General features: G+C 67.7%; 20 protein-coding genes. 13 read left to right on the top strand and 7 right to left on the bottom strand.

What is annotated here, in order from left to right; all coding sequences use genetic code 11:
* The 3 genes from WBB14_RS13300 to WBB14_RS13310 all read left to right on the top strand — a co-directional run.
* Positions 1 to 800 (top strand): acyl-CoA dehydrogenase family protein (locus WBB14_RS13300; protein ID WP_424240240.1); only part of this gene is annotated, 800 nt, incomplete at its 5' end.
* 29 nt (positions 801 to 829) lie between these two features.
* The gene (locus tag WBB14_RS13305; RefSeq protein ID WP_424240241.1) at positions 830 to 2938 is read left to right on the top strand and encodes a 3-hydroxyacyl-CoA dehydrogenase NAD-binding domain-containing protein; all 2109 of its coding nucleotides are present in this window, start codon (positions 830 to 832) and stop codon (positions 2936 to 2938) included.
* Positions 2939 to 2952: 14 nt separating this feature from the next.
* Complete coding sequence (locus WBB14_RS13310; RefSeq protein ID WP_424240242.1) at positions 2953 to 4134, top strand: acetyl-CoA C-acyltransferase; 1182 nt, start codon at positions 2953 to 2955, stop codon at positions 4132 to 4134.
* 54 nt (positions 4135 to 4188) lie between these two features.
* On the opposite strand, the gene WBB14_RS13315 is transcribed toward WBB14_RS13310, so the two are convergent.
* From WBB14_RS13315 to WBB14_RS13335, 5 genes are all read right to left on the bottom strand, one after another.
* Entirely contained in the window at positions 4189 to 5376 is a 1188-nt protein-coding gene (locus WBB14_RS13315; RefSeq protein ID WP_424240243.1) for a M20 aminoacylase family protein, read from the bottom strand.
* The gene (locus WBB14_RS13320) at positions 5373 to 5741 is read right to left on the bottom strand and encodes a hypothetical protein (RefSeq protein WP_424240244.1); all 369 of its coding nucleotides are present in this window, start codon (positions 5739 to 5741) and stop codon (positions 5373 to 5375) included. Before WBB14_RS13320 ends, WBB14_RS13315 begins: the two co-directional genes overlap by 4 nt.
* A gap of 111 nt (positions 5742 to 5852) precedes the next feature.
* On the bottom strand, positions 5853 to 6764 hold the full coding sequence (locus WBB14_RS13325; protein ID WP_424240245.1) for a LysR family transcriptional regulator: 912 nt from the start codon (positions 6762 to 6764) through the stop codon (positions 5853 to 5855).
* Positions 6765 to 6803: 39 nt separating this feature from the next.
* Positions 6804 to 7940, bottom strand: coding sequence for a CaiB/BaiF CoA transferase family protein (locus WBB14_RS13330; protein ID WP_424240246.1), 1137 nt, complete (start codon positions 7938 to 7940; stop codon positions 6804 to 6806).
* Positions 7940 to 8734 (bottom strand): enoyl-CoA hydratase, encoded by a 795-nt coding sequence (locus WBB14_RS13335; protein WP_424240247.1) that lies wholly within the window; start codon positions 8732 to 8734, stop codon positions 7940 to 7942. The genes WBB14_RS13330 and WBB14_RS13335 overlap by 1 nt, the downstream gene beginning before the upstream one ends.
* A gap of 151 nt (positions 8735 to 8885) precedes the next feature.
* Between WBB14_RS13335 and WBB14_RS13340 the strand changes: the two genes are divergently transcribed.
* From WBB14_RS13340 to WBB14_RS13385, 10 genes are all read left to right on the top strand, one after another.
* A complete protein-coding gene (locus WBB14_RS13340) occupies positions 8886 to 9818 on the top strand; it encodes a LysR family transcriptional regulator (RefSeq protein WP_424240248.1) in 933 nt (310 codons plus the stop codon).
* Between the two features lie 150 nt (positions 9819 to 9968).
* Positions 9969 to 10931 carry a Bug family tripartite tricarboxylate transporter substrate binding protein gene (locus WBB14_RS13345; protein WP_424240249.1) on the top strand — a complete coding sequence of 321 codons (963 nt, stop codon included), beginning with the start codon at positions 9969 to 9971 and terminating at the stop codon, positions 10929 to 10931.
* Positions 10924 to 11298 carry a Zn-ribbon domain-containing OB-fold protein gene (locus WBB14_RS13350; protein WP_424240250.1) on the top strand — a complete coding sequence of 125 codons (375 nt, stop codon included), beginning with the start codon at positions 10924 to 10926 and terminating at the stop codon, positions 11296 to 11298. The genes WBB14_RS13345 and WBB14_RS13350 overlap by 8 nt, the downstream gene beginning before the upstream one ends.
* On the top strand, positions 11295 to 12461 hold the full coding sequence (locus WBB14_RS13355) for an acetyl-CoA acetyltransferase (protein ID WP_424240251.1): 1167 nt from the start codon (positions 11295 to 11297) through the stop codon (positions 12459 to 12461). The genes WBB14_RS13350 and WBB14_RS13355 overlap by 4 nt, the downstream gene beginning before the upstream one ends.
* A 12-nt stretch (positions 12462 to 12473) precedes the next feature.
* A complete protein-coding gene (locus tag WBB14_RS13360) occupies positions 12474 to 13379 on the top strand; it encodes an SDR family NAD(P)-dependent oxidoreductase (protein WP_424240252.1) in 906 nt (301 codons plus the stop codon).
* Between the two features lie 7 nt (positions 13380 to 13386).
* The gene (locus WBB14_RS13365) at positions 13387 to 14262 is read left to right on the top strand and encodes a MaoC/PaaZ C-terminal domain-containing protein (RefSeq protein WP_424240253.1); all 876 of its coding nucleotides are present in this window, start codon (positions 13387 to 13389) and stop codon (positions 14260 to 14262) included.
* Positions 14259 to 14927, top strand: coding sequence for a 3-oxoacid CoA-transferase subunit A (locus WBB14_RS13370; protein WP_424240254.1), 669 nt, complete (start codon positions 14259 to 14261; stop codon positions 14925 to 14927). Before WBB14_RS13365 ends, WBB14_RS13370 begins: the two co-directional genes overlap by 4 nt.
* A complete protein-coding gene (locus WBB14_RS13375; protein ID WP_424240255.1) occupies positions 14924 to 15592 on the top strand; it encodes a CoA-transferase in 669 nt (222 codons plus the stop codon). The genes WBB14_RS13370 and WBB14_RS13375 overlap by 4 nt, the downstream gene beginning before the upstream one ends.
* 12 nt (positions 15593 to 15604) lie before the next feature.
* Entirely contained in the window at positions 15605 to 16780 is a 1176-nt protein-coding gene (locus tag WBB14_RS13380; RefSeq protein ID WP_424240256.1) for an acyl-CoA dehydrogenase family protein, read from the top strand.
* Positions 16773 to 17729: an acyl-CoA dehydrogenase family protein gene (locus WBB14_RS13385; protein ID WP_424240257.1), complete on the top strand. Its 957-nt coding sequence runs from the start codon at positions 16773 to 16775 to the stop codon at positions 17727 to 17729. Before WBB14_RS13380 ends, WBB14_RS13385 begins: the two co-directional genes overlap by 8 nt.
* A gap of 45 nt (positions 17730 to 17774) precedes the next feature.
* Here the strand turns inward: WBB14_RS13385 and WBB14_RS13390 are convergent, their stop codons facing one another.
* Entirely contained in the window at positions 17775 to 18737 is a 963-nt protein-coding gene (locus WBB14_RS13390; protein ID WP_424240282.1) for a Bug family tripartite tricarboxylate transporter substrate binding protein, read from the bottom strand.
* 24 nt (positions 18738 to 18761) lie between these two features.
* Positions 18762 to 20294 (bottom strand): argininosuccinate lyase, encoded by a 1533-nt coding sequence (argH, locus tag WBB14_RS13395; RefSeq protein ID WP_424240258.1) that lies wholly within the window; start codon positions 20292 to 20294, stop codon positions 18762 to 18764.
* Between the last annotated feature and the right edge of the window lie 80 nt (positions 20295 to 20374).

Here is a 20374-nt window from a genome sequence, read left to right on the forward strand (position 1 = left end):
AGGCCGCGATCGCCGGCCAGGCCAGCCTGGCCCTGGCCTGGACCGAAAGCGACCGCGGTTTCGCGCCGCTGCAGGCCGACGCCCGCGCCGAACGCGATGGCCAGGGCTGGCGCGTAAGCGGCCGCAAGACGCTGGTGGACAACGGCGCGGACGCCGACTGGCTGGTGGTGACGGCAAACGGCGAAGCCGGCCTGGCGCTGCTGCTGGTGGAAGGCAACGCGGCGGGACTGACCCGCGCCGGCGCCCCGCTGGCAGACGGCACCCGCAGCGCCGACCTGCTGTTCGAGAACACGCCGGCCGCGGCCTGCCTGGCCAGCGGCCAGGAAGCAGAAACCCTGCTGCTGCGCGCCGTCTACCGCGGCCTGGCGGCCAGCTGCGCGGCGGCGCTGGGCGCCATGGAGCGTTCGCTGGAGATCTGCCGCGACTATCTGCACGAACGCAGCCAGTTCGGCAAGCCGCTGGCCGCGCTGCAAGTCCTGCAGCACCGCTACGTCGACATGCTGATTGCGGCCGAGCGGGCGCGTTCCATGACCCTGCTGGCCGCCCTGCGCGCGGACGAAGCCGCCGCCGGCGACGCCGAGGCGCGCCGCGACCTCAGCCTGGCCAAGCTGACCGTGGGCCGCAGCGCGCGCCACGTGGGCGGCCAAGCCATCCAACTGCATGGCGGCATGGGCATGGCCTACGAATATCCCATCGGCCACTACTACCGCAAGCTGCTGTGCTGCGACGCGGCCTTTGGCTCGCAGGACGACCATCAGACCCTGCTGTCCGACAGTCTGGCCGCCCCCGCCGACGCCTGATCTCCGCCTTTACTCATCCAGACCCCGCCATGGCAACCACCGCAACAGACCGTATCCAGGCCACCCAACAGGACGGCGTCCTGCTGCTGGGCCTGAACCACCCTCCCCTCAACACGCTGGACCACCCGCTGCGCCAGCAACTGCATGAAGCCTTGCAGGCCGCCGCCCAGGACACATCCGTGCTGGCCATCGTGCTGCACGGCGCGCAGGGCAACTTCAGCGCCGGCGCCGACATCCGGGAATTCGACCAGCCCAGGCAGGCGCCCTGGGCCGGCGACGTGGCCAGCCTCATCGCCGCCAGCAGCAAGCCGATAGTCGCGGCCCTGCAAGGCGTGGCCCTGGGCGGCGGCCTGGAACTGGCGCTGGCGGCCCATGCCCGCGTCGGCGCCGCCGGCGCCAGGCTCGGACTGCCCGAGGTCAAGATCGGCCTGCTGCCCGGTGGTGGCGGCACGCAGCGCCTGCCGCGCCTGATCGGCGCAGCGGCTGCCCTGCCCCTGATCCTGGAAGGCCGTAGCGTGGACGGCAATGTCGCGCTGGCGCTGGGCCTGCTGGACGAGGTTTGCGACGAAGCCGAACTGCTGGACTGCGCGGTACGCAAGGCCCGGGCGCTGTGCAGGGGCAATGCCATGGTGCGCCGCGACGCCTCTGCCGCCAACGACCAACAGGCTGGACTGGCCGCCCTGGCGGCGCAACGCGAGCGCCTGGCCGCCAAGCCCCATTCCCTGCCGGCCCAGCGCCTGCTGCTGGATTGCCTGCAGGCCGCGCTTGAACTGCCGTTGGCAGAGGGCCTGAAGCTCGAGCGCGAGGCCTTTCTGCAATGCGTGGCCAGCCCTGAGCACAAAGGCCTGGCGCATGCCTTCTTCGCCGAAAGGCAGGCCGGAAAATCGCCGGCCGGCGCGGTCCGGCCGCGCCCCGTGCAACAGGCCGGCGTCATCGGCGGCGGCACCATGGGCGCCGGCATTGCCGTGGCCATGCTGGATGCCGGCCTGGACGTGGTGCTGATCGAACGCGACGCCGCCTCGCTGCAGGCCGGCCAGGAGCGGATCGATAGCGTCTACCAGCGGCAGGTCAGTTCCGGCAGGCTCGACGCAGCCACGCGCGAGCGGCGCCTATCGCGCCTGAGCGCGGCAACCGACTACGCGGCGCTTGCCTCGGTCGACCTGGTGGTCGAAGCGGTGTTCGAGGACATGGACGTGAAGACGCAGGTGTTCGCGGAACTGGACCGGGCCTGCAAGCCTGGCGCCATCCTGGCCACCAATACCTCCTACCTGGACATCAACCAGATTGCGCGCAGCGTTTCTCGCCCGCAGGACGTGATCGGGCTGCATTTCTTCTCGCCCGCCAACATCATGAAGCTGCTGGAGATCGTGGTGCCCGAGCAGGTCGCCGACGACGTGGTGGCGACGGGCTTCGCGCTGGCGCGGCGCCTGGGCAAGGTGCCGGTGCGCGCCGGCGTGTGCGACGGCTTCATCGGCAACCGCATCCTCTACGTATACCGCGAGGCCGCCAACCACATGATGGAAGACGGCGCCTCGCCCTACCAGATCGACCAGGCGCTGGAACGCTTCGGCTACGCCATGGGTCCGTTCCGTACCGCCGACCTGACCGGCGGCGACATCGGCTGGGCGACGCGCAAGCGCAAGGCCGCCACCCGCCCGCCCGAAACCCGCTACGTGCGCGTGGCCGACCGGCTGTGCGAGCGCGGCTGGTTCGGCCAGAAGACCGGCCGGGGCTATTACCTCTACCCCGAACGCGGCCAGCGCGGCAGGCCCGACGCCGAAGTGCTGGCGCTGATCGATCAGGAACGGGCCGCGCGCGGCATCGAAGCCCGCCCTTTCAGCGACGAGGACATCGTGCGGCGTTACATGGCTGCCCTGGTCAACGAAGCCGCCAAGGTGGTGGACGACGGCATCGCCCTGCGGCCCGCCGACATCGACGCCGCGCTGGTCAACGGCTACGGCTTTCCGCGCTGGCGCGGCGGCCCCATGAAGTACGCCGACGACGTCGGCCTGGCGGCCGTCCTGGCCGACATCGAATCCTATGCCGAGGAAGACGCGGCGTTCTGGGCCCCCTCGGAACTGCTGCGGCGCCTGGCGCGCGAAGGCGCCACCTTCGGCAAGCTGAACCAACCCAAATAAGGAATCGCTGCACCATGCGAGAAGCCGTCATCGTCGCCACCGCGCGCACCCCGCTCACCAAGTCCAAGCGTGGCGAGTTCAACATCACCCAGGGGCCGACCCTGGCCTCCTACGCCATCCAGGCCGCCGTGGAACGTGCTGGCGTGGATCCGCACAGCATCGAGGACGTGGTGCTGGGCTGCGGCTACCCAGAAGGCACCACCGGCCGCAACGTGGCCCGCCAGGCGGCGTTGCGTGCGGGTCTGCCGCAAAGCGTTGCCGGCGCCACCGTCAACCGCTTCTGCGCCTCCGGCCTGCAGGCCGTGGCCGACGCGGCGGCGCGCGTGGTCATGGGCCAGTCCGGCCCGGTCGTGGCTGGCGGCGTGGAAAGCTGCTCGCTGCTGCGCACCCGCGACGACGGCGTCAGCGGCATCGACAGCTGGCTGCAGGACCAGATCCCCGGGCTCTACCTGCCCATGATCGCCACCGCCGACGTCGTGGCGCAGCGCTACGGCATCAGCCGCGAAGACCAGGACGCCTTTGCCTTGCGCAGCCAGCAGCTCACCGCCGCGGCACAGCGCGAAGGCCGCTACGCGGACGAGATCATCTCCGTGCGCGCCACCATGGAAATCACCGACAAGGCCACGGGCGCCACCCGCCGCGAGGAAGTCACCGTCAGCGCCGACAACTGCAACCGCGCGTCCACCACGGCCGAAGGCCTGGCGGGACTGGTTCCCGTCATGGGTCCGGACCGCTACGTGACCGCCGGCAATGCCTCGCAACTGGCCGACGGCGCCTCGGCCTGCGTGCTGATGGAAGCCCGCGACGCCGAACGCGCCAACCTCGAACCGCTGGGCGCTTTCCGCGGCCTGGCCGTGGCCGGCTGCGCTCCTGACGAAATGGGCATAGGCCCGGTCTACGCCGTACCCCGCCTGCTGGAACGCCATGGCCTCAAGGTCGAGGACATCGATCTGTGGGAACTGAACGAGGCCTTCGCCTCGCAGGCGCTGTATTGCCAGCGCCGCCTGGGCATCCCGATGGAGCGGCTCAACGTCAACGGCGGCTCGATCTCGCTGGGCCATCCCTTCGGCGTGACCGGCGCGCGGCTGACCGGCCATGTGCTGCTGGAGGGCCGCCGCCGCGGCGCCAAGTACGCGGTCGTCACCATGTGCGTGGGCGGCGGCATGGGTGCGGCGGGACTGTTCGAGATCTTCTGAACGCGCAAAGAAAATCGGGGTGGCCCCAGCCGCCCCGCCCCCCCGCCGCGGCCCTCAGACAGAAAGATAGGCCTCGGCCAGACGTGCCCAATACGTGGCGCCCAGGGGAATGATGCCGTCGTTGAAATCGTAGCTGGCGTTGTGGGTCACGCATGGCCCCGCGCCATGGTCGGGCTCGCGGTGATCGCCGCACCCATTGCCGATGAACACGTAGGCGCCCGGAATGCGCTGCTGATAGAACGCGAAGTCCTCGGACCCGGTCAAAGGGGGCAACGCCAGCACATGCTCGTCGCCCACGATATCCCGCATGACGCGGCGGGCCAGCCTGGCGGCCTCCGGATCGTTGATGGTGGCGGGATAGCCTCTTTCGAACGACACCTCGCATTCGCAATCATGGGCGGCGGCCACGTGCCCGGCAATCGCCTTGATGCGGCGCTCTATCAGCTCCAGCGTCGCCGCCGAAAAAATTCTTATCGTTCCGCTGAACTCGGTATGGTCTGGAATGACGTTGTTGGCCTCGCCCGCGCGCAACCGCGTCACCGACACTACCCCAGGATCGTGGGGATCGAGATTGCGGGCAACGATGGATTGGATGCCCAGCACGATCTCGCACGTCGGCGGCACCGGATCCACGCACAGCTGAGGCCGGCCGCCATGCCCGCCCCGCCCTTGGACCACGACACGGAAGGTGCAGCTGGATGCCATCACCGCACCTTCGTTGACGCCGAACTTTCCCACCGGCAAGCCGGACCGGTTATGCATGCCAAAGATGGCCTGCATCGGAAATCGCTCGAACAGGCCATCTTCGATCATGGCCTTGGCGCCCGCGCCGGACTCCTCGGCCGGCTGGAACACAAAGTGGACAGTGCCATCGTAGTGGCCTTCGCGCGCCAGGTAACGGGCCGCACCCAGCAGCATGGCGGAATGCCCGTCGTGGCCGCAGGCGTGCATGACGCCCTCATGGCGGCTGGCGTGCGCGAACTGGTTCAATTCCTGTATCGGCAACGCGTCCATATCGGCGCGGAGTCCGATGCTGCGCGCGCCCGAACCCTTTTTCAGCACCCCGACGACACCTGTCTTGCCAATGCCGGTGTGGACTTCCAGGCCTGCATCCCTGAGCAGCTGCGCGATCATGGATGCCGTACGCTCTTCCGTATATCCCAGCTCCGGATGAGCATGGATGTCGCGCCGAATGCGCGTGAGTTCCGCCAGATCCGATTGCACCGAGGAAATGATATTCACGACTCCACCTTTTTTGATTGCGTTGTCTGCTGCGGCAACGTAGAGCCGTCAGCCATGTCACGATAGAGCCGGATGTCCTCGGCGTGAAACGCCAGCGCCTCTTCCGCGGACAGGGACGGCATCACGGCGCGGCCGATTGCTTCCGGCGCTGCGCGGAATGCCGGATCTCCCAAGGCCCGCCCCGTCGCGTCGCGCAAGCGCTGCGTCACCGCGTCGGGAACGTCCTTGCTGGGCTGGTAGGGAAGGTGAGAGCGGCGCGACAATGGTGATGGGCTTGCGGGATGCGCGCCCTGGGCCAGCGCCATCAGGACAATGAGGCTGACTGCGGCCAGCAGGCGACGACGGGCACTGAACGGTCGGATCATGCTCGTCTCCTGTCAGGGCCGCAGGTCGGCCTCCTGAACTCGGACCGTATGATGGTTGCGACCCGCTTATCCCAACAAGCGACTATTTTTCATACCTATTCCAAACCTGGATCATTTGCTTTCAGACTGCCGCAGGCGCAGATAGTCCTCGGTGGTCTGCAAAAAGGCCGTGGCCGCCAGCGACAGCCGCGCATTGCGGCGCTGGATCAACCAGAGCTCATGCCCGTGCTTGCGCGCACCATCGATGGCCAGGATGCGCAGGCCCAGTTGCCGCGCCAGGTCGCAGGCATAGCCGGGCACCACCGTGATGCCGAGCCCGGCGCCGACCAGCTTCAGTGCCGACACCAGCATGCCGGCCTCGATGCGGTAGCGGAATTCCAGGTTCAGATCGGCCGCCACGCGGTCCAGGCTGCGCCGCACGCTGTACACGTTGCGCAGCATGATGTGATCGTGGGCGGCCACGTCGGCCCACGACACGGAACGCTTGCGCGTCAACGCATGGCGCGGCGCGCACACCGCGTACATGGTGTCGCGGTAGATGACCCGCGTGGCCAGCTCTTCCGAGGGGGTTTCGACCGAGACGATGCCGAAGTCTGCGCGGCCATTGCGCACGTGCTCGATGGTGTCGTCGGTGGACAGCTCGAACAGGTCCAGCTTCACGCTGGGATGGGCGCGGTGATAGTCGGCCACCACCTCGCCCAGCAGGCCGACCATCATCAGGGGCGAGGTAGCCACGCCCACGGTGCCGCGTTCCAGCGTGCGCAGGCCCGACATGCTGCGTTCGGCGGCACGCACCGTGCCCAGGATTTCCTGGGCATAGGCATAGAAATCCGCCGCGCCGTCGCAGGGCGTGACGCTGCGGGTGGACCGCTCGAACAGTGGTTGGCCAACCTCGGCCTCCAGTTCGGCGCAGAGCTTGCTGACGGCCGATTGGGTCACGAAGGCCGCGCGCGCGGCCGCCGTGAAACTGCGCAGTTCGTAAAGCGCGCAAAACACGCGCAATTGCTTAAGAGTGATGTTCATGGTCGAAGTCGCCGCCAGGCGCCGCCGGCCATGCCGGCCTCAGCGCGCAGGCTCGAGCATATCGCGATCGGCGTCCTGGCGCGGCGCCTGGCGCTTGATCTCGCCCGGCGTGCGCGAGAAGCGCACCGGGATGCCCGCGGCCATCAATGGTCCTTCGGTCGGGTGCTCCACCTGCTGGAAAAATCCCGTCGCCTTCAGGTGCGGATCCTCGAACAAGGATTCCGGCGTATTCACGCGTGAATGCGGAATGTCCGCGTCCGCCAGCAGCGCCAGCCATTCCCCGGTGCCGCGCAACGCGACGATGTCCGCCAGGTCCTGGTAAAGCTCGTCGAAGTGCCGTGCGCGCGAGGCCGCGTCGACGTAGCGCGCATCCGCCGCCAGATCGGCGCGTTCGGCCAGGGCGAAGAAGCGCCGCCATTGCGCGTCGGTATAGGGCAGCAAGGCCAGGTAGCCGTCGCGAGTGCGGTAGGGACGCCGCTGCGGCGACAGCACGCGGCTGTAGCCCATGGGTCCCAGCGGCGGCACGAAGCTGTGCCCGCTCATATGCTCGACCAGGGTGAAGGAGACCAGGGTTTCGAACATGGGGACTTCGACCGCCTGCCCCTGGCCGGAACGCTCACGCTCGTATAAAGCCATGGGAATCGCGTACGCCAGCGTCAGCCCCGCCACCTTGTCGGCGATGATGGTGTTGACGTAGGCCGGCGCGCCGCTGTTGCGGCCTTGCAGGTCCGCCATTCCGCTCATCGCCTGGATGATGTCGTCGAAAGCCGGACGCGCGGCGTAGGGGCCGTCCTGGCCAAAGCCCACCGCCGAGCAATGGATCAGGCGCGGATTGCGCGCGCGCAGCGTGTCCGCGTCCAGGCCCAGGCGCGCCAGGGCCGCCGGACGCACGTTGGACACGAATACGTCGGCGCCGTCGATCAGGCGCAGCAGGCGGTCGCGGTCGGCCGGCGTCTTGGCGTCCAGCGTCACGCTGTACTTGTTGCGGTTGAGGTTCAGGTAGGCCGGCCCCATGCCCGGGCTCGCCGCCGGGGCCGAGGTACGGAACACATCGCCTTCGGGCGCCTCGACCTTGATCACTTCGGCCCCCATGTCGGCCAGGATCTGCGTGCCGTACGGTCCCATGGCCACCGAAGTCATGTCGATGACCCGCACGCCCGCAAGCGGGCCAGCCATTACTTGGCCTCCTGCTGCTTCTTGCGGTTGACGAAGGGGGCCATGTAGCGGCGCGGCTCGTCGGTGGTGAAGGCCTCGCCGAACGCGGCCACGCTGCGGTCCAGGCCGGCTTCCACGGTGGACTCGCTCCAGTAGCGCAGCAGCGCCTTCTGCGAGCGCACGGCGATCGGGCCGCTTTCGGCGATGGGCGCCACCGTCCGTTCGACCAGCGCGTCCAGCGCGCCGGTTTCGCTGACGAATTCCAGGAAGCCCCACTGCCGCGCCTGCGCCGCGTCCACCGTCTCGCCGGTCAGCAGCAGCCAGTTGGTGGGGCCAGGACCGATGATGGCCGGCAGCAGCACCGCATGGATCACCGACGGGATGCCCACGCGCACCTCGGGCATGCCGAAGACCGCGTCCTTCGATCCCAGGCGGATGTCGCAGGCCGCGGCCAGCTCCATGCCGGCGCCCAGGCAGAAGCCCGGAATGCGGGCGATGGTGGGCGCCGGAATCGCGGCGACCGCATCGCACAGGTCGCGCAGCCGCGTGATGAATTCGCGCGCGCCCTGCGGATCGAGCTCGGCCATTTCATATATGTTGGCGCCGCCCACGAAGGCGCGCTCGCCCGAACCGCGGATGACCACCGCGCGGGCGTCGTCCTGGGACGCGATCCAGCGGGCGGCCTCGGTCAGGCTCAGCGTGACCGCCGAGGCCAGGATGTTCAAGCTCTTGGCATCGTGGATCTGCAAGGTGTATACGCCGCGCTCGTCGCGGGTCACGAGGGCATGGGCGAAAGCAGGGATAGGCGCAGTCATGGAAACTCCAGCTAGGGTTATGGCCATCGATGCTAAGGGTATGGTTTCATCACAACAAACGAGTAATTTTCATGAAATAAGTCTTGAATGGAATAAATGCATGAACCCGGGCGGCTTGGGTACGATAGCCGCCTCTTGCGGGAGTCTCACCATGGGTATCACGCTGCGCCAGCTTCGGGCCTTCTGCGCCGTGTACGAGCTGAAGAACTTCACCCGCGCCGCCGAGGCGCTCAACCTGACGCAGTCCACCGTCAGCAAGCTCTGCTCCGAACTGGAGAAGACGATAGGCATGGCGCTGTTCGAGCGCTCGGCGCGCGGCGTCGAACTGCTGGAAGGCGCGGCCGAGTTGTACGCCTACGCGCAGGAAACCTTTGGTTCCTTGCGCGCGGCCGAACGCAGCCTGAGCAGCCTGGCCGGCCTGGAACGCGGCGAGGTCTCCATCGCGGCCTCGCCCATCATGATGCACACGCTGATCGCGCCGGTGGTGGCGCAGTTCCATGCGCGGCATCCCAACATCGTTTTCGACCTGCATGAACTCACCGGCGACGAAGCCACCGAACACGTCCTGCACGGCAAGGCCGACCTGGGGCTGGTGGCGATGGAAAGCCAGGACCCCAGGCTGGACAGCCGCGTGGTCTACCGCGGCCCCATGTATGCCGTGGTGCCGGCCGGCCATCCCTTGGCGCGGCACGACGAGGCGCGCTGGCGCGAGCTGGCCCGCTACCCCCACATCCTGCTGCGCGGCACCTACACCGTGCGCCGCAAGATGGACCAGATCCTGCACGACCAGGGCTTGACGGTGCGCAGCGTGGCGCAGACCGGCAGCCTGACCACCGCCTTCGCCATGATCCGCGGAGGCATGGGCATTACGGTCATGCCGGGCTACGTGCGCAACGTCTGCCAGGAAATGGGCCTGAAAGCGCTGTGCATCGCCGACCGCCCCCAAGCCCTGCACGAACTGTCGGTCCTGCGCCGGGCCGACTACCGGCTGTCGCGCGCCGCGGCCGCATTTCTCGCCGCCTTCGAAGCGCATCTGGCTGAACAGGGACAGCCCGCCGCCGCCGGCGATTCATCGCTTTTCTGAATGCCTTCATGATAATTAATCAATTGTTTGCATGATGGACCGCTTCCATCATTAGCGCGTCGAGGTCCCACCCCACGCGCTATCCGGACGGTCACCTCGGCGCCATAACCAAGCAGGGCAATCCAGCCCGCAGCCCGAGGAGACCCCGACATGAAACTCAAGCCTGGCCTGAAGCAGTTGTTGACGCTGCTTGCCGTTGTTCCCGCCATCGCCGCCGCCGACACCTATCCGGCCAAGCCCGTCACCCTGGTGGTGGCCTATGCCCCCGGCGGCATGACCGACATCCTGACGCGGCGCATCGCGGCCGATCTGCAGACCCGCCTGGGCAAACCCTTCGTGGTCGAGAACAAGCCGGGCGCCACCGGCCAGATCGCCACCGAGTACGTGTCGCGGCAGAAGCCGGACGGCTACACCATCCTGGTGGGCGCGACCAGCCACGTGATCAATCCCGTGCTGAAGAAGCTGCCCTATGACGCCCGCAAGGATTTCGCCCCGGTAGCGCTGCTGGCCGTCAGCCCGAACTTCCTGCTGGTCAACGCCAACCTGGGCCTCAAGACTTTCGCGGACTTCAAGAGCTATGCGCAAAAGCAGCCCTCGGTGCCCTACGGCACGGCCGGCGCCGGCGGCGCGCCCCACATCGTCGGCGAACTGCTGCGGGCGCAAAGCGGCCTGCCGCTGATGCATGTGTCCTATCGCGGCGCGGGTCCGGCCATGACGGATCTGGTGTCGGGGCAGGTTCCCGTCGGCATGGCCGAATCGGTCACCGCCAATGCCTATCTGCAAGCCGGCAAGATCGTGCCCCTGGCCATCGCCTCGGCGCAGCGCCAGTCCCGCTATCCCGACGTGCCCACGCTCAATGAACTGGGCTACAAGGGCTTCGACCTGAGCACCTGGGTCGGCGTCTACGCTCCGGCCGGCACGCCCGCCGACATCGTGCAGACGCTGAACAGCGAAATCCGCAAGTCGGTGATGCAGCCGGCCACGCAGGAGTACATCCGCTCCACCGGTTCCGAGCCCGGCGACATGGATCTGGCCCAATACCAGAAGTTTGTCAGCGACGAAATGGACAAGTGGCAGGCCGTCATCACCCAGGCCGGGGTCAAGGATGAGTGAGGTCCGCATCGGCTCGCTGTCGCCGGAAGCCTATTTTGCCGAAGCGCTGCGCGCGGGACGCCTGGAGGTCCAGGTGTGCCGCAGCTGCGGGCTCTCGTTCTTCTTCCCGCGCACGCACTGCACCCACTGCCGCTCGCAGGAATATGCCTGGCGGCCCATGCGCGCCGGCGCCACGCTCTATTCCTATTCGGAAATCCCCGCCACGCCGCAGACGCCCGCGCGCAACGTCATCCTGGCCGACATGGACGAAGGCTTCCGCATGATGTCCACGCTGCTGGACGAAGGCGAACCGCGCATCGGCATGCGGCTGACGGCCCGGCCCGATCCGCAGCGCGCCCGCGTGGTGTTCGGACGGGAGGCGCCATGACGGATTGGAACAAGAGCCTGCGCGGCGCCATCGCCATCACCGGCTGCGCCACCGCAGGCATAGGCGACGCGGGCGGGCTGAACGACCTGGAAATCACCTCGCTGGCGGTGCATGAGGCCGTGCGCGACGCCGGACTGCGCATGGAAGACATCGACGGCCTGATGAGCGCCAGCCTGTCCTCGTCGATGTGGCTGAACAAGCTTTCCGAGTACCTGGGCCTGTTCCCGCGCTTCATGGACAGCACCCAGATCGGCGGCGCCTCCTTCGTCGGCCACCTGCTGATCGCCGCGGCGGCGATCCAGGCCGGCCTGTGCCGCAACATCGTGATCGCCTACGGCGCCGCCCCGCGCGGCGGCAATGGCGTCTCGGCGACCTCCGGCGCCCGCGCCCGGCTGGATCCGTTTCCCTACGAGGAACCGTTCCAGCCCTTCAATCCGCCCACCAGCTACGCGCTGGCGACCCGCCGCCATATGCATGAGTACGGCACCACCCGCGAGCAGCTGGCCGAAGTCGCGGTGGCCGCGCGCGCCTGGGCGCGGCTGAATCCGGAAGCCTATAAGCGCGAACCGCTGTCCATCGCCGACGTGCTGGCCGCGCGCGTGATCTCCTCGCCGCTGACCGCGCGCGACTGCTGCCTGGTGACCGACGGCGCGGGCGCCATCGTGGTCACGGCCGCGGCACGCGCCGATGCCGCGCGGCCCGTTTACGTGCAAGGCACGGCCATGGCGCACTCGCATCGCCAGATCGCCTGCATGGCCGACCTGACCCGCACGGTGGCCGGGCAAAGCGCCGACCTGGCGCGCGAGCGGGCCGGCGTGGCGCTGGCAGACATCGACCTGGTGCAGCTCTATGACGCCTTCACCATCAATCCCATCCTGTTCCTGGAGGACATGGGGTTCTGCGCCAAGGGCGAAGGCGGCGCCTTCGTGTCCGGCGGGCGTATTGCCCCCGGCGGCGAGCTGCCGGTGAACACCAATGGCGGCGGGCTGTCCTGCGTGCACCCCGGCATGTACAGCATGTTCGGCCTGGTGGAAGCGGTACGCCAGCTGCGCGGCGAATGCGGCGAACGGCAAGTCAAGAATGCGCGCACCGCGCTCGTGCACGGCAACGGCGGGGTGCTGAGCGCCCAGGCGAGCACCGTGCTGACCAATTGGATGGACTGAAGGAGATTCGACATGCTGGAAGGAAAAGTAGTGGTCGTCACCGGCGCGGCCAACGGCATCGGCCGCGCCGCGGCCGTGGCTCTGGCGGCGCAGGGCGCCCGCGTGGTGGTCAATGACCTGAACGTGTCGCTGGACGGCACCAGCGCCTCGCAAAGCACGGCCGCGCAAGTGGTCGAGGAAATCCGCGCCGCCGGCGGCGAGGCCATCGCCAATGGCGATTCGGTGGCCGAATACACCAGCGCGCAGCGCATCATCGAAGCCGCCGCCGATACCTATGGCCGGGTGGACGCCGTGGTGAACAACGCCGGCATCGTGCGCGACAAGATGTTCCACAAGCTCACGCCCGAGGACTTCGATGCCGTGGTCAAGGTGCATCTGTACGGCTGCTTCAACCTCAGCCATGCCGCCTCCCGCCACTTCCGCGAACAGGGCGCAGGCAGCCTGATCAACATGACCTCCAACTCGGCGGTCATCGGCAACCGCGGCCAGGCCAACTATTGCGCCGCCAAGCTCGGCATCGTCGGCCTGTCCAAGGCCATGGCGCTGGACATGGCCGCCTTCAACGTGCGCTCGAACTGCATCGCCCCGCTGGCCTGGAGCCGCATGACGGAGACCATCCCGGCCAAAACCGAGGAACAGGCGCGTCACGTCGAGAAAATCCGCCGCATGGGTCCGGAAACCATCGCGCCGCTGATCTGCTACCTGGCTTCGGACGCTTCCGCCGAGGTGTCGGGGCAGGTCTTCGCCATCCGCCTGAACGAGATTTTCCTGATGAGCCAGTCGCGTCCGGTGCGCTCGGTGCATCGCTCGGACGGCTGGACCACGGAGAGCATCGCCGAACACGGCATGGCCGCGCTGCGCGCCTCCTTCATGCCGCTGGACACCTCGGCCCAGGTGTTCGCCTGGGATCCGGTCTGAGGCCGCCATGGCGCTGGATTACCGCAGCCTGAAGTCGCACGTCTTCGCGCCGGAACGCCAGGCCTACGGCGAGGATGACAGCATCCTGTATGCCCTGGGCGTGGGCGCGGGCCTGGCCGAAGATGAGCCCGTCGGCGACGAAACCCGGTTCATCTACGAGCAGGGCCTGCGCGCCCTGCCCGCCATGGCCTGCGTGCTGGCCTATCCCGGCTTCTGGATGCGCGATCCGCGCCACGGCCTGGACTGGAGCCAGGTGGTGCATGGCGAGCAGCGCATGCGTTTCACGCGCCGCCTGCCCGCTACCGGCGAAGTCACCTGCCAGATGGAAGTCGCGCGCATCGCCGACAAGCGCCCCGGCGCCTTCGTCGTGACGCGGCGCGCGTTGAGCGACGCCGCCACGGGGCGGGAAATCGCCGTCATCGAACAACTGAACATCTGCCGCGGCGACGGCGGCTACTCGGGCGGCGACGCCGCGCTCAGCGATGCGCTGGCCGCGCCCATCCCCGCCCCGCCCGCCACGCCACCGGACAGCGTCATCGTCCTGCCCACCAGCCGCAACCAGGGTGCCCTGTACCGCCTGAACGCCGACCGCAATCCGCTGCATGTGGACCCGGCTGCCGCGCGGCGGGCAGGCTATGCACGTCCCATCCTGCACGGCGCGGCGCTGTTGGGCATGGTCAACCGCGCCCTGGAAGCCTGCCTGCGGCAACTGCCCGGCCTGCGCCTGGGCGAACTGGACCTGCGCTTCATGGCGCCGGTCTATCCGGGCCTGGACGTGGCCGTGTCGCTATGGCGCCAGCCGCAAGGCGTGGCCCTGGCCTGCCACCAGGCCGGCGCCCTGTGCGCCCAGGGCCGCGCGGCCTGGGCCGAGGAGGAACAATGAAAGACAAGACTTGCGCAAACGTGGAAGAAGCCCTGCGCGGCGTCGAATCCGGCGCCGTAATCTTCGTGGGCGGCTTCGGCGGTTCGGGCATACCCGCGCGCTTGCTGGCCGGCCTGCTGGCCAAACAAGGCGTGGACGGCCTGACCCTGATCAATAACAACGCCGGCGCCGGCGAAGCCAGCTTCCTGGCCCTGGTGGCGTCGGGCCGCGTCAGCCGCATTGTCTGCTCCTACCCGCGCATGCCGGGCAACGACGTCATCCGCGAGCGCGTGCGGGCCGGCAAGCTGGCGGTGGAAGTCATGCCCCAGGGTACGCTGGTCGAACGCATCCGCGCCGGCGGCGCGGGCATGGGGCCGTTCTACTCGCCGACAGGCTATGGCACGCCGCTGGCCGAGGGCCGCGAGACGCGCGTGTTCGGCGGCCGCGGCTACGTGCTGGAAGAACCGCTGCGCGCGGACTTCGCCTTCATCCGCGCGCACCGGGCCGACCAATCGGGCAATCTGGTCTATCGCCGCGCCCAGCGCAACTTCGGTCCGGTCATGTGCATGGCGGCCCGCAGCACCATCGTCGAAGTCGAAGAGATCCTGCCTTGCGGCGCGCTGGATCCCGACGCCATCGTCACGCCCAGCCTGTTTGTGCACCGCCTGTTGGGGAGCCCGCAATGAAAAGACTGTCACGTGTACAGCTGGCCGCCCTGGTGGCCGACGACCTGCCGGCGCACGCCGTGGTCAACCTGGGCATAGGCATGCCCACCATGGTCACCGACCGCCTGGACCCTGCGCGCGGCGTGCAGCTGCACAGCGAGAACGGCATTCTCGGCATGCGCCTGCTGCAAGACCACGAGACCGCCGACGGCGACCTCATCAACGCCAGCAAGCAGTCGATCGCGCTGACCGAGGGCGCCGCCATCTTCGATCACGTCTATTCGTTTTCCATCATGCGCGGCGGCCACATCGACATCACGGTGCTGGGCGCCTTCGAAGTGTCCTGCCAAGGCGACCTGGCGAACTGGTCGCTGGGCGCGGACGATCCCATGCCATCCGTAGGCGGGGCCATGGACCTGGCGGTGGGCGCGCGCAACGTCTGGGTCATGATGGAAGCGCTGACCCGCGAGGGCGCGCCGCGCCTGCGCGGCCGCTGCACCCTGCCCCTGACCGGCGCGGGCGTGGTCGGGCGCGTCTATGCCGACATCGGCATCTTCGACGTGCGCGACGGAGCCTTCGTGCCCCTGGCCCTGGTGGACGGCCTGCTGCCTTCCGAACTGCACCGCTGGATCGACGCGCCCGTGCGCGTCGAGGACGCGCCGCGCGTCCTGCATCCCGACTCCTGATCGCTCTCAACCATGATACGCACCGAACATTTTCTCGAAGACGCCGAAGCCTGGCTGCGCACCGCGCTGGCCCAGCTGCGCGAGCAGCATCCGGCCACCGCCTCGCACACCCAGGAATGCCGCCAGGCCTGGAACCGCATGCTGTGCAAAGCCGACCTCATCGCGCTGACCTGGCCGCGCGAGTATGGCGGCCGCGAACTCAGCACCGCCGCGCTGATCGCCTTCCACGAACTGTGCGCGCGCCTGCATGCGCCGCAACCCATCAACAGCATCGCGCACGCCATCCTGGCGCCCACCCTGCTGCGCTTCGGCACGCCCGCGCAGAAGGCGCAGTTCCTGCCCGGCATCCGCGACGGCAGCGAGATCTGGTGCCAAGGGTATTCCGAACCCCAGACCGGTTCCGACCTGTCGTCGGTGCGTACCCGCGCCAAACCCGAAGCCGCCGGCTGGAATGTCAGCGGCCGCAAGATCTGGACCACCCAGGCGCATCTGGCCAAGTGGTGCTTCGCGCTGGTGCGCACGGATCCCGACAGCCAGGCCCACCGCGGCCTGAGCTTCATGCTCATCGACATGCAGGCCGAGGGCGTGCGGGTCGAACCGATACGCCAGATGACGGGCGAGGCCGACTACAACGAAGTGCTGTTCGACGCCACGCCGGTACCCGAGGGCCGCATCCTGGGCGCAGCCGGCGAAGGCTGGCGCATCGCCATGGCCGCCGCCGAGTACGAGCGCGGCATCTACTTCATGCCGCGCGTCGTGCTGCTGGAAGACGAGCTGCAGCAACTGACCGCAGCGCTGGCGCAGGCTCCGCTGGCCCCGGACGAGCGCGCCGTGCAGGCGCGGCGCGTGCGCGAGCTGGCGGACCTGTGCCAGGTCATACGCTGGCGCGTGGACCGCGTGCTGCGCGAGGTCGCCGCAGGCAACACGCCTGGCATCGACGGCGCCATGCTCAAACTGCTGTGGAGCGAAACCCGCCAACGGATCTGGGAGCAGCGGGTGGAATTGCTGGGCGAGGCCGCCATCCTCGGCCCGCAGGCTGGCGCGCCCCATGCCGGAGAGGCCAGCGTACTGCGCGAGTTCCTGTGGTCGCGCGCCGAAACCATCGTGGCCGGCACCTCGGAAATCCAACGCAATATCGTGGGCGAACGCCTGCTCGGCCTGCCCAAGGACAGGGGACAACATGCATAGCGAAATCAGGACACTGTTGTCCTCCACCTTCGGCCGCCTGCTGGAACAGCAGCATCCCGCCGCCTACGCCCGCCGCGCGCTGCCGGCGGACGACACCGCCCAGCGCGCCCTATGGAAGGAACTGGCCGAAGGGGGCTGGCTGGAAGCAGGATCGGAAGCCTTCCAGGCCGAGTACGGTCCCGGCACCCAGCTCATGGGCGAATGGGCTGGACGCGCCCTGCTCACCCTGCCATATGGCGCTTCGGCCTTTCTGGCCAGCGCCTTGCTGGAGCAAACGCCCGCCCTGGCGGAAGTCATGCTGGACCTGGCCCTGCATCCGGCCAGCATCCGCTGCGACCGCGCCGGCGACGAACAAGGCTGGATCGACGCCTACGGCCCTGCGGCCCAGTATCTGCGCCTGAGCCGGCAGGACCAGGGCTGGCTGTTGGCGCGTTACGACCCGGCTGTGCTCGAAACCGTGCAGGGCCTGGATCCCACCGTGGCGCTGGCCCGCCTGCGCGGACCCGCCCTCGCGCAGGCCGAACTGCCCGCGGCGCAGGTCTTGCCCGCGCTGCAAAATCATCTGGCCTTCCTGCTGGCGCAACTGGTCGGCACCGCGGCGGCCTCGCTGGACCTAGCCATCGCCTACGCCAAGGAGCGCGAACAGTTCGGCCGGCCCATCGGGCAGTTCCAGGCCATCAAGCACGCCCTGGTCGACGCCTGGAGCGGCCTGGACAACAGCCGCTATGCCGTGGAGGCCTTGCTGGCAACGCGCGCCGCGGCCGATCCCGAGCTTGCGGCGCTGGCCGCCCGCCTGGCCGCCGGCGCATCGCGGCGCGCCGTGAAACTGTCCATCCAGGTGCATGGGGGCATAGGCTTCTCCTGGGAGCACGACGCCCAGCTCTACCTGAAGCGCGCCTACCGGCTGGCGATCGAAGTGGAGCGACTGGCCGCATTGATGCAAGAGTAGCTTTCCGGCCGGCTGGCGCCCACGGCGCGGCCGGCCTTCCCGCCATCAGTTCGTCTGAATCTCGGCGCTCTTGATGATGTTGGTCCAACGCGCCGTTTCTTCATTCGAGAGCTTCATCAGATCCGCGCTGGTTCCGGGGAATGGCACCGCGCCTTGCTCGCCCAGTTGCGCGACCAGCGATTTGTCGTTCGCAATGGCGATGATCGTGTCCTGCAGTTTCTGAATCACCTGCGCATTGGTACCAGCGGGCGCCATGACGCCATACCAGGACTCGACGACGGCATCCTTCACGCCGGCTTCCGCCAAGGTTGGCACGTCCGGAATCGCCGCGCTGCGCGTCTCGCTCGCCACCGCCAACACGCGCACCTGCCCTGTCTTGACGTAGGCCAGCACGTTGGGCAGATTGGCGAACAGGACCTGCACCTGCCCCGACAACAGATCAGCCGTCGCCGGCCCCGCGCCGCGGTACGGAACGTGCTCGAACCTGGCGCCCGACCGGAACATGAACAACTCGCCGGTCATATGGTTGACCGAACCTATGCCCGCCGAAGCCATATTGAGCTTGCCGGGATTTTCCTTGGCATAGGCCACCAGCTCGGCAACGTTCCTGGCCGGTGTGTTGGCGGAAACAGCCAGCACGTTCGGCACGGTGGAAAACAGGGCGACGGGTGCAAAGTCCTTGGCCGCGTCGTAGGGCGGATTCTTGGTCAACAAGGGTTGGATGGACTGCTGTCCCATGGTCGCGAGCAACAGCGTATAACCGTCCGCCGGCGCCTTGGCGACGAAGTTGGCCCCGATGCTGCCTCCGCCTCCGGGCTTGTTTTCGACGATGACGGGCTGGCCCAGCGCCTCGGACATATGGTTGGCGAGCAGGCGCCCCATCAGGTTCACCGTTCCGCCCGGCGCGAAAGGAACAACCAGCGTAACGGGCTTGTTGGGATAGGTTTGGGCCTGGACGCTCGCGCAGACTCCCATTGCAGCCGCCAGCATCACGAAAAATTTCAGCATCATTGAACTCCCTCGTTGGATTGTTCAGGCGCCCTGCACGGCAGGCGCACCGGTTTCAGCTGCCGCAAGCGCCTGGACGCGCTGTTGCAGCAATTCACTGGCATCGCCCAGGCGCTTGGCCGTCGCGGCGATGGTCTTGCGCCTTTTTTCCAGCAGCACGCTCAGATCGCCGATATGCCTGAGCACCAGGCTTGGGGCCGGTCCGCCCTGCGACAGGCGCGCGGCCACATTGCGGACGGGATCCAGGCACGCTTCGATGTCTTCCGGTTGAAGCTGGATCTCCCGTCCCAATTCCTGGACCGCGGCGGCGCGTATCATCTCCGCCGTGATGTCCTTGGCGGGCACGCCCTGGTCGAGCGCATTCCGGACCACCGCGCCAATGACGTGGTGCGCATCGCGAAAGGAAGCGTCGGCCTTGCGGACCAGCAGGTCCGCAAGATCGGTGACCGTCGAAAAATCCTCCGCTGCGCGGGCCGCCATGCGCTTGCGGTTCGGTTCAACCCTTTCCACCAGCAGTTTCATCAGCTCCAGCGATTTCAGCGCCTCTTCGCAGGCCTCCCAGCATGTCCGGGTGCTCTCCCGGCTGCTGTCGCCGGAATGCGTGAAATGCGTGGACTTCACGGTGGCGAAGGCCGCTGTGGTCAGCCCGATCAAATGACCGGCTTTTCCGCGCAAGTACTCCAGCACGGCCGGATTCTTCTTTTGCGGCATGATGCTGGAGGTGCTGGCGATGCTGTCCGGAAAGGACAAATAGCCGAACTCCGGGGTAGACCAGATGTAGAAGTCCTGCACCATCCGGCTGCAGGTAATCATCATGATCGAAAGCGCGGCGCTCAATTCCAGCGCAAAATCCCGCGACGCGACGCCGTCCAGCGAATTCGCCAACGGCTGGCTGAACCCGAGCATCGAACTGGTGGCCGCCCGGTCTATGGGAAAGGACGTGCCCGCCAACGCGCAAGCGCCCAGCGGAGAAGCGTCCGCGGTTTCGAGCGCGTGCAGAATTCTGTCGAGATCCCGGGACCAGGCCTCGGTCAGCGCCGAAAGGTAGTAGCCATAGGTGATGGGCTGGGCGGCCTGCATATGCGTATAGCCAGGCATCACGCAGTCCACGTATCTGCCGGCTTGCACCAGGGCCGATTCCGCGACCTCGATCAAGGCGCGTACGATCCGCAGCGCGTAGTCCCTGGCGCGGATGCGGTCGATGGTGGCGCCGATGTCATTGCGGCTCCGGGCCGTGTGCAACCGTCCGCCCAGTTCCGGGCCCGCCAACTTCATGAGATGCGCTTCATAGTTGAAGTACGCCTCTTCGCGCGCGGGGTCTAGTTCCACGGCATCGGGACCATCGGCCTGCATCCTGAGCAGCGCGGCGGCGAGTCGTGTCGCGGCGCCTTCGTCAAGAATGCCCTGATCGCGCAGCATCAACAAATGCGCGAGGTTGATCTGATTCAACATCTCGAAATTGGCGTGGAACTCGCGGTTCAGGCGCGGTAGAAAAATATGCCGTATCACCTCGGGCGCGAGGGCCTGCTTCAGGCGGGTGCTTACTTTGGATTCCATCTCGGTCGGCTGTCTGCTGGGAAAACCACAGTCTCCGCTTGGGCCAACTTATGCGTCAAATCAGATTATTAAGGCTATTA

The sequence above is a fragment of the Achromobacter sp. genome, from assembly GCF_049647645.1.
In the GTDB taxonomy this organism is placed as follows: domain Bacteria; phylum Pseudomonadota; class Gammaproteobacteria; order Burkholderiales; family Burkholderiaceae_B; genus Achromobacter.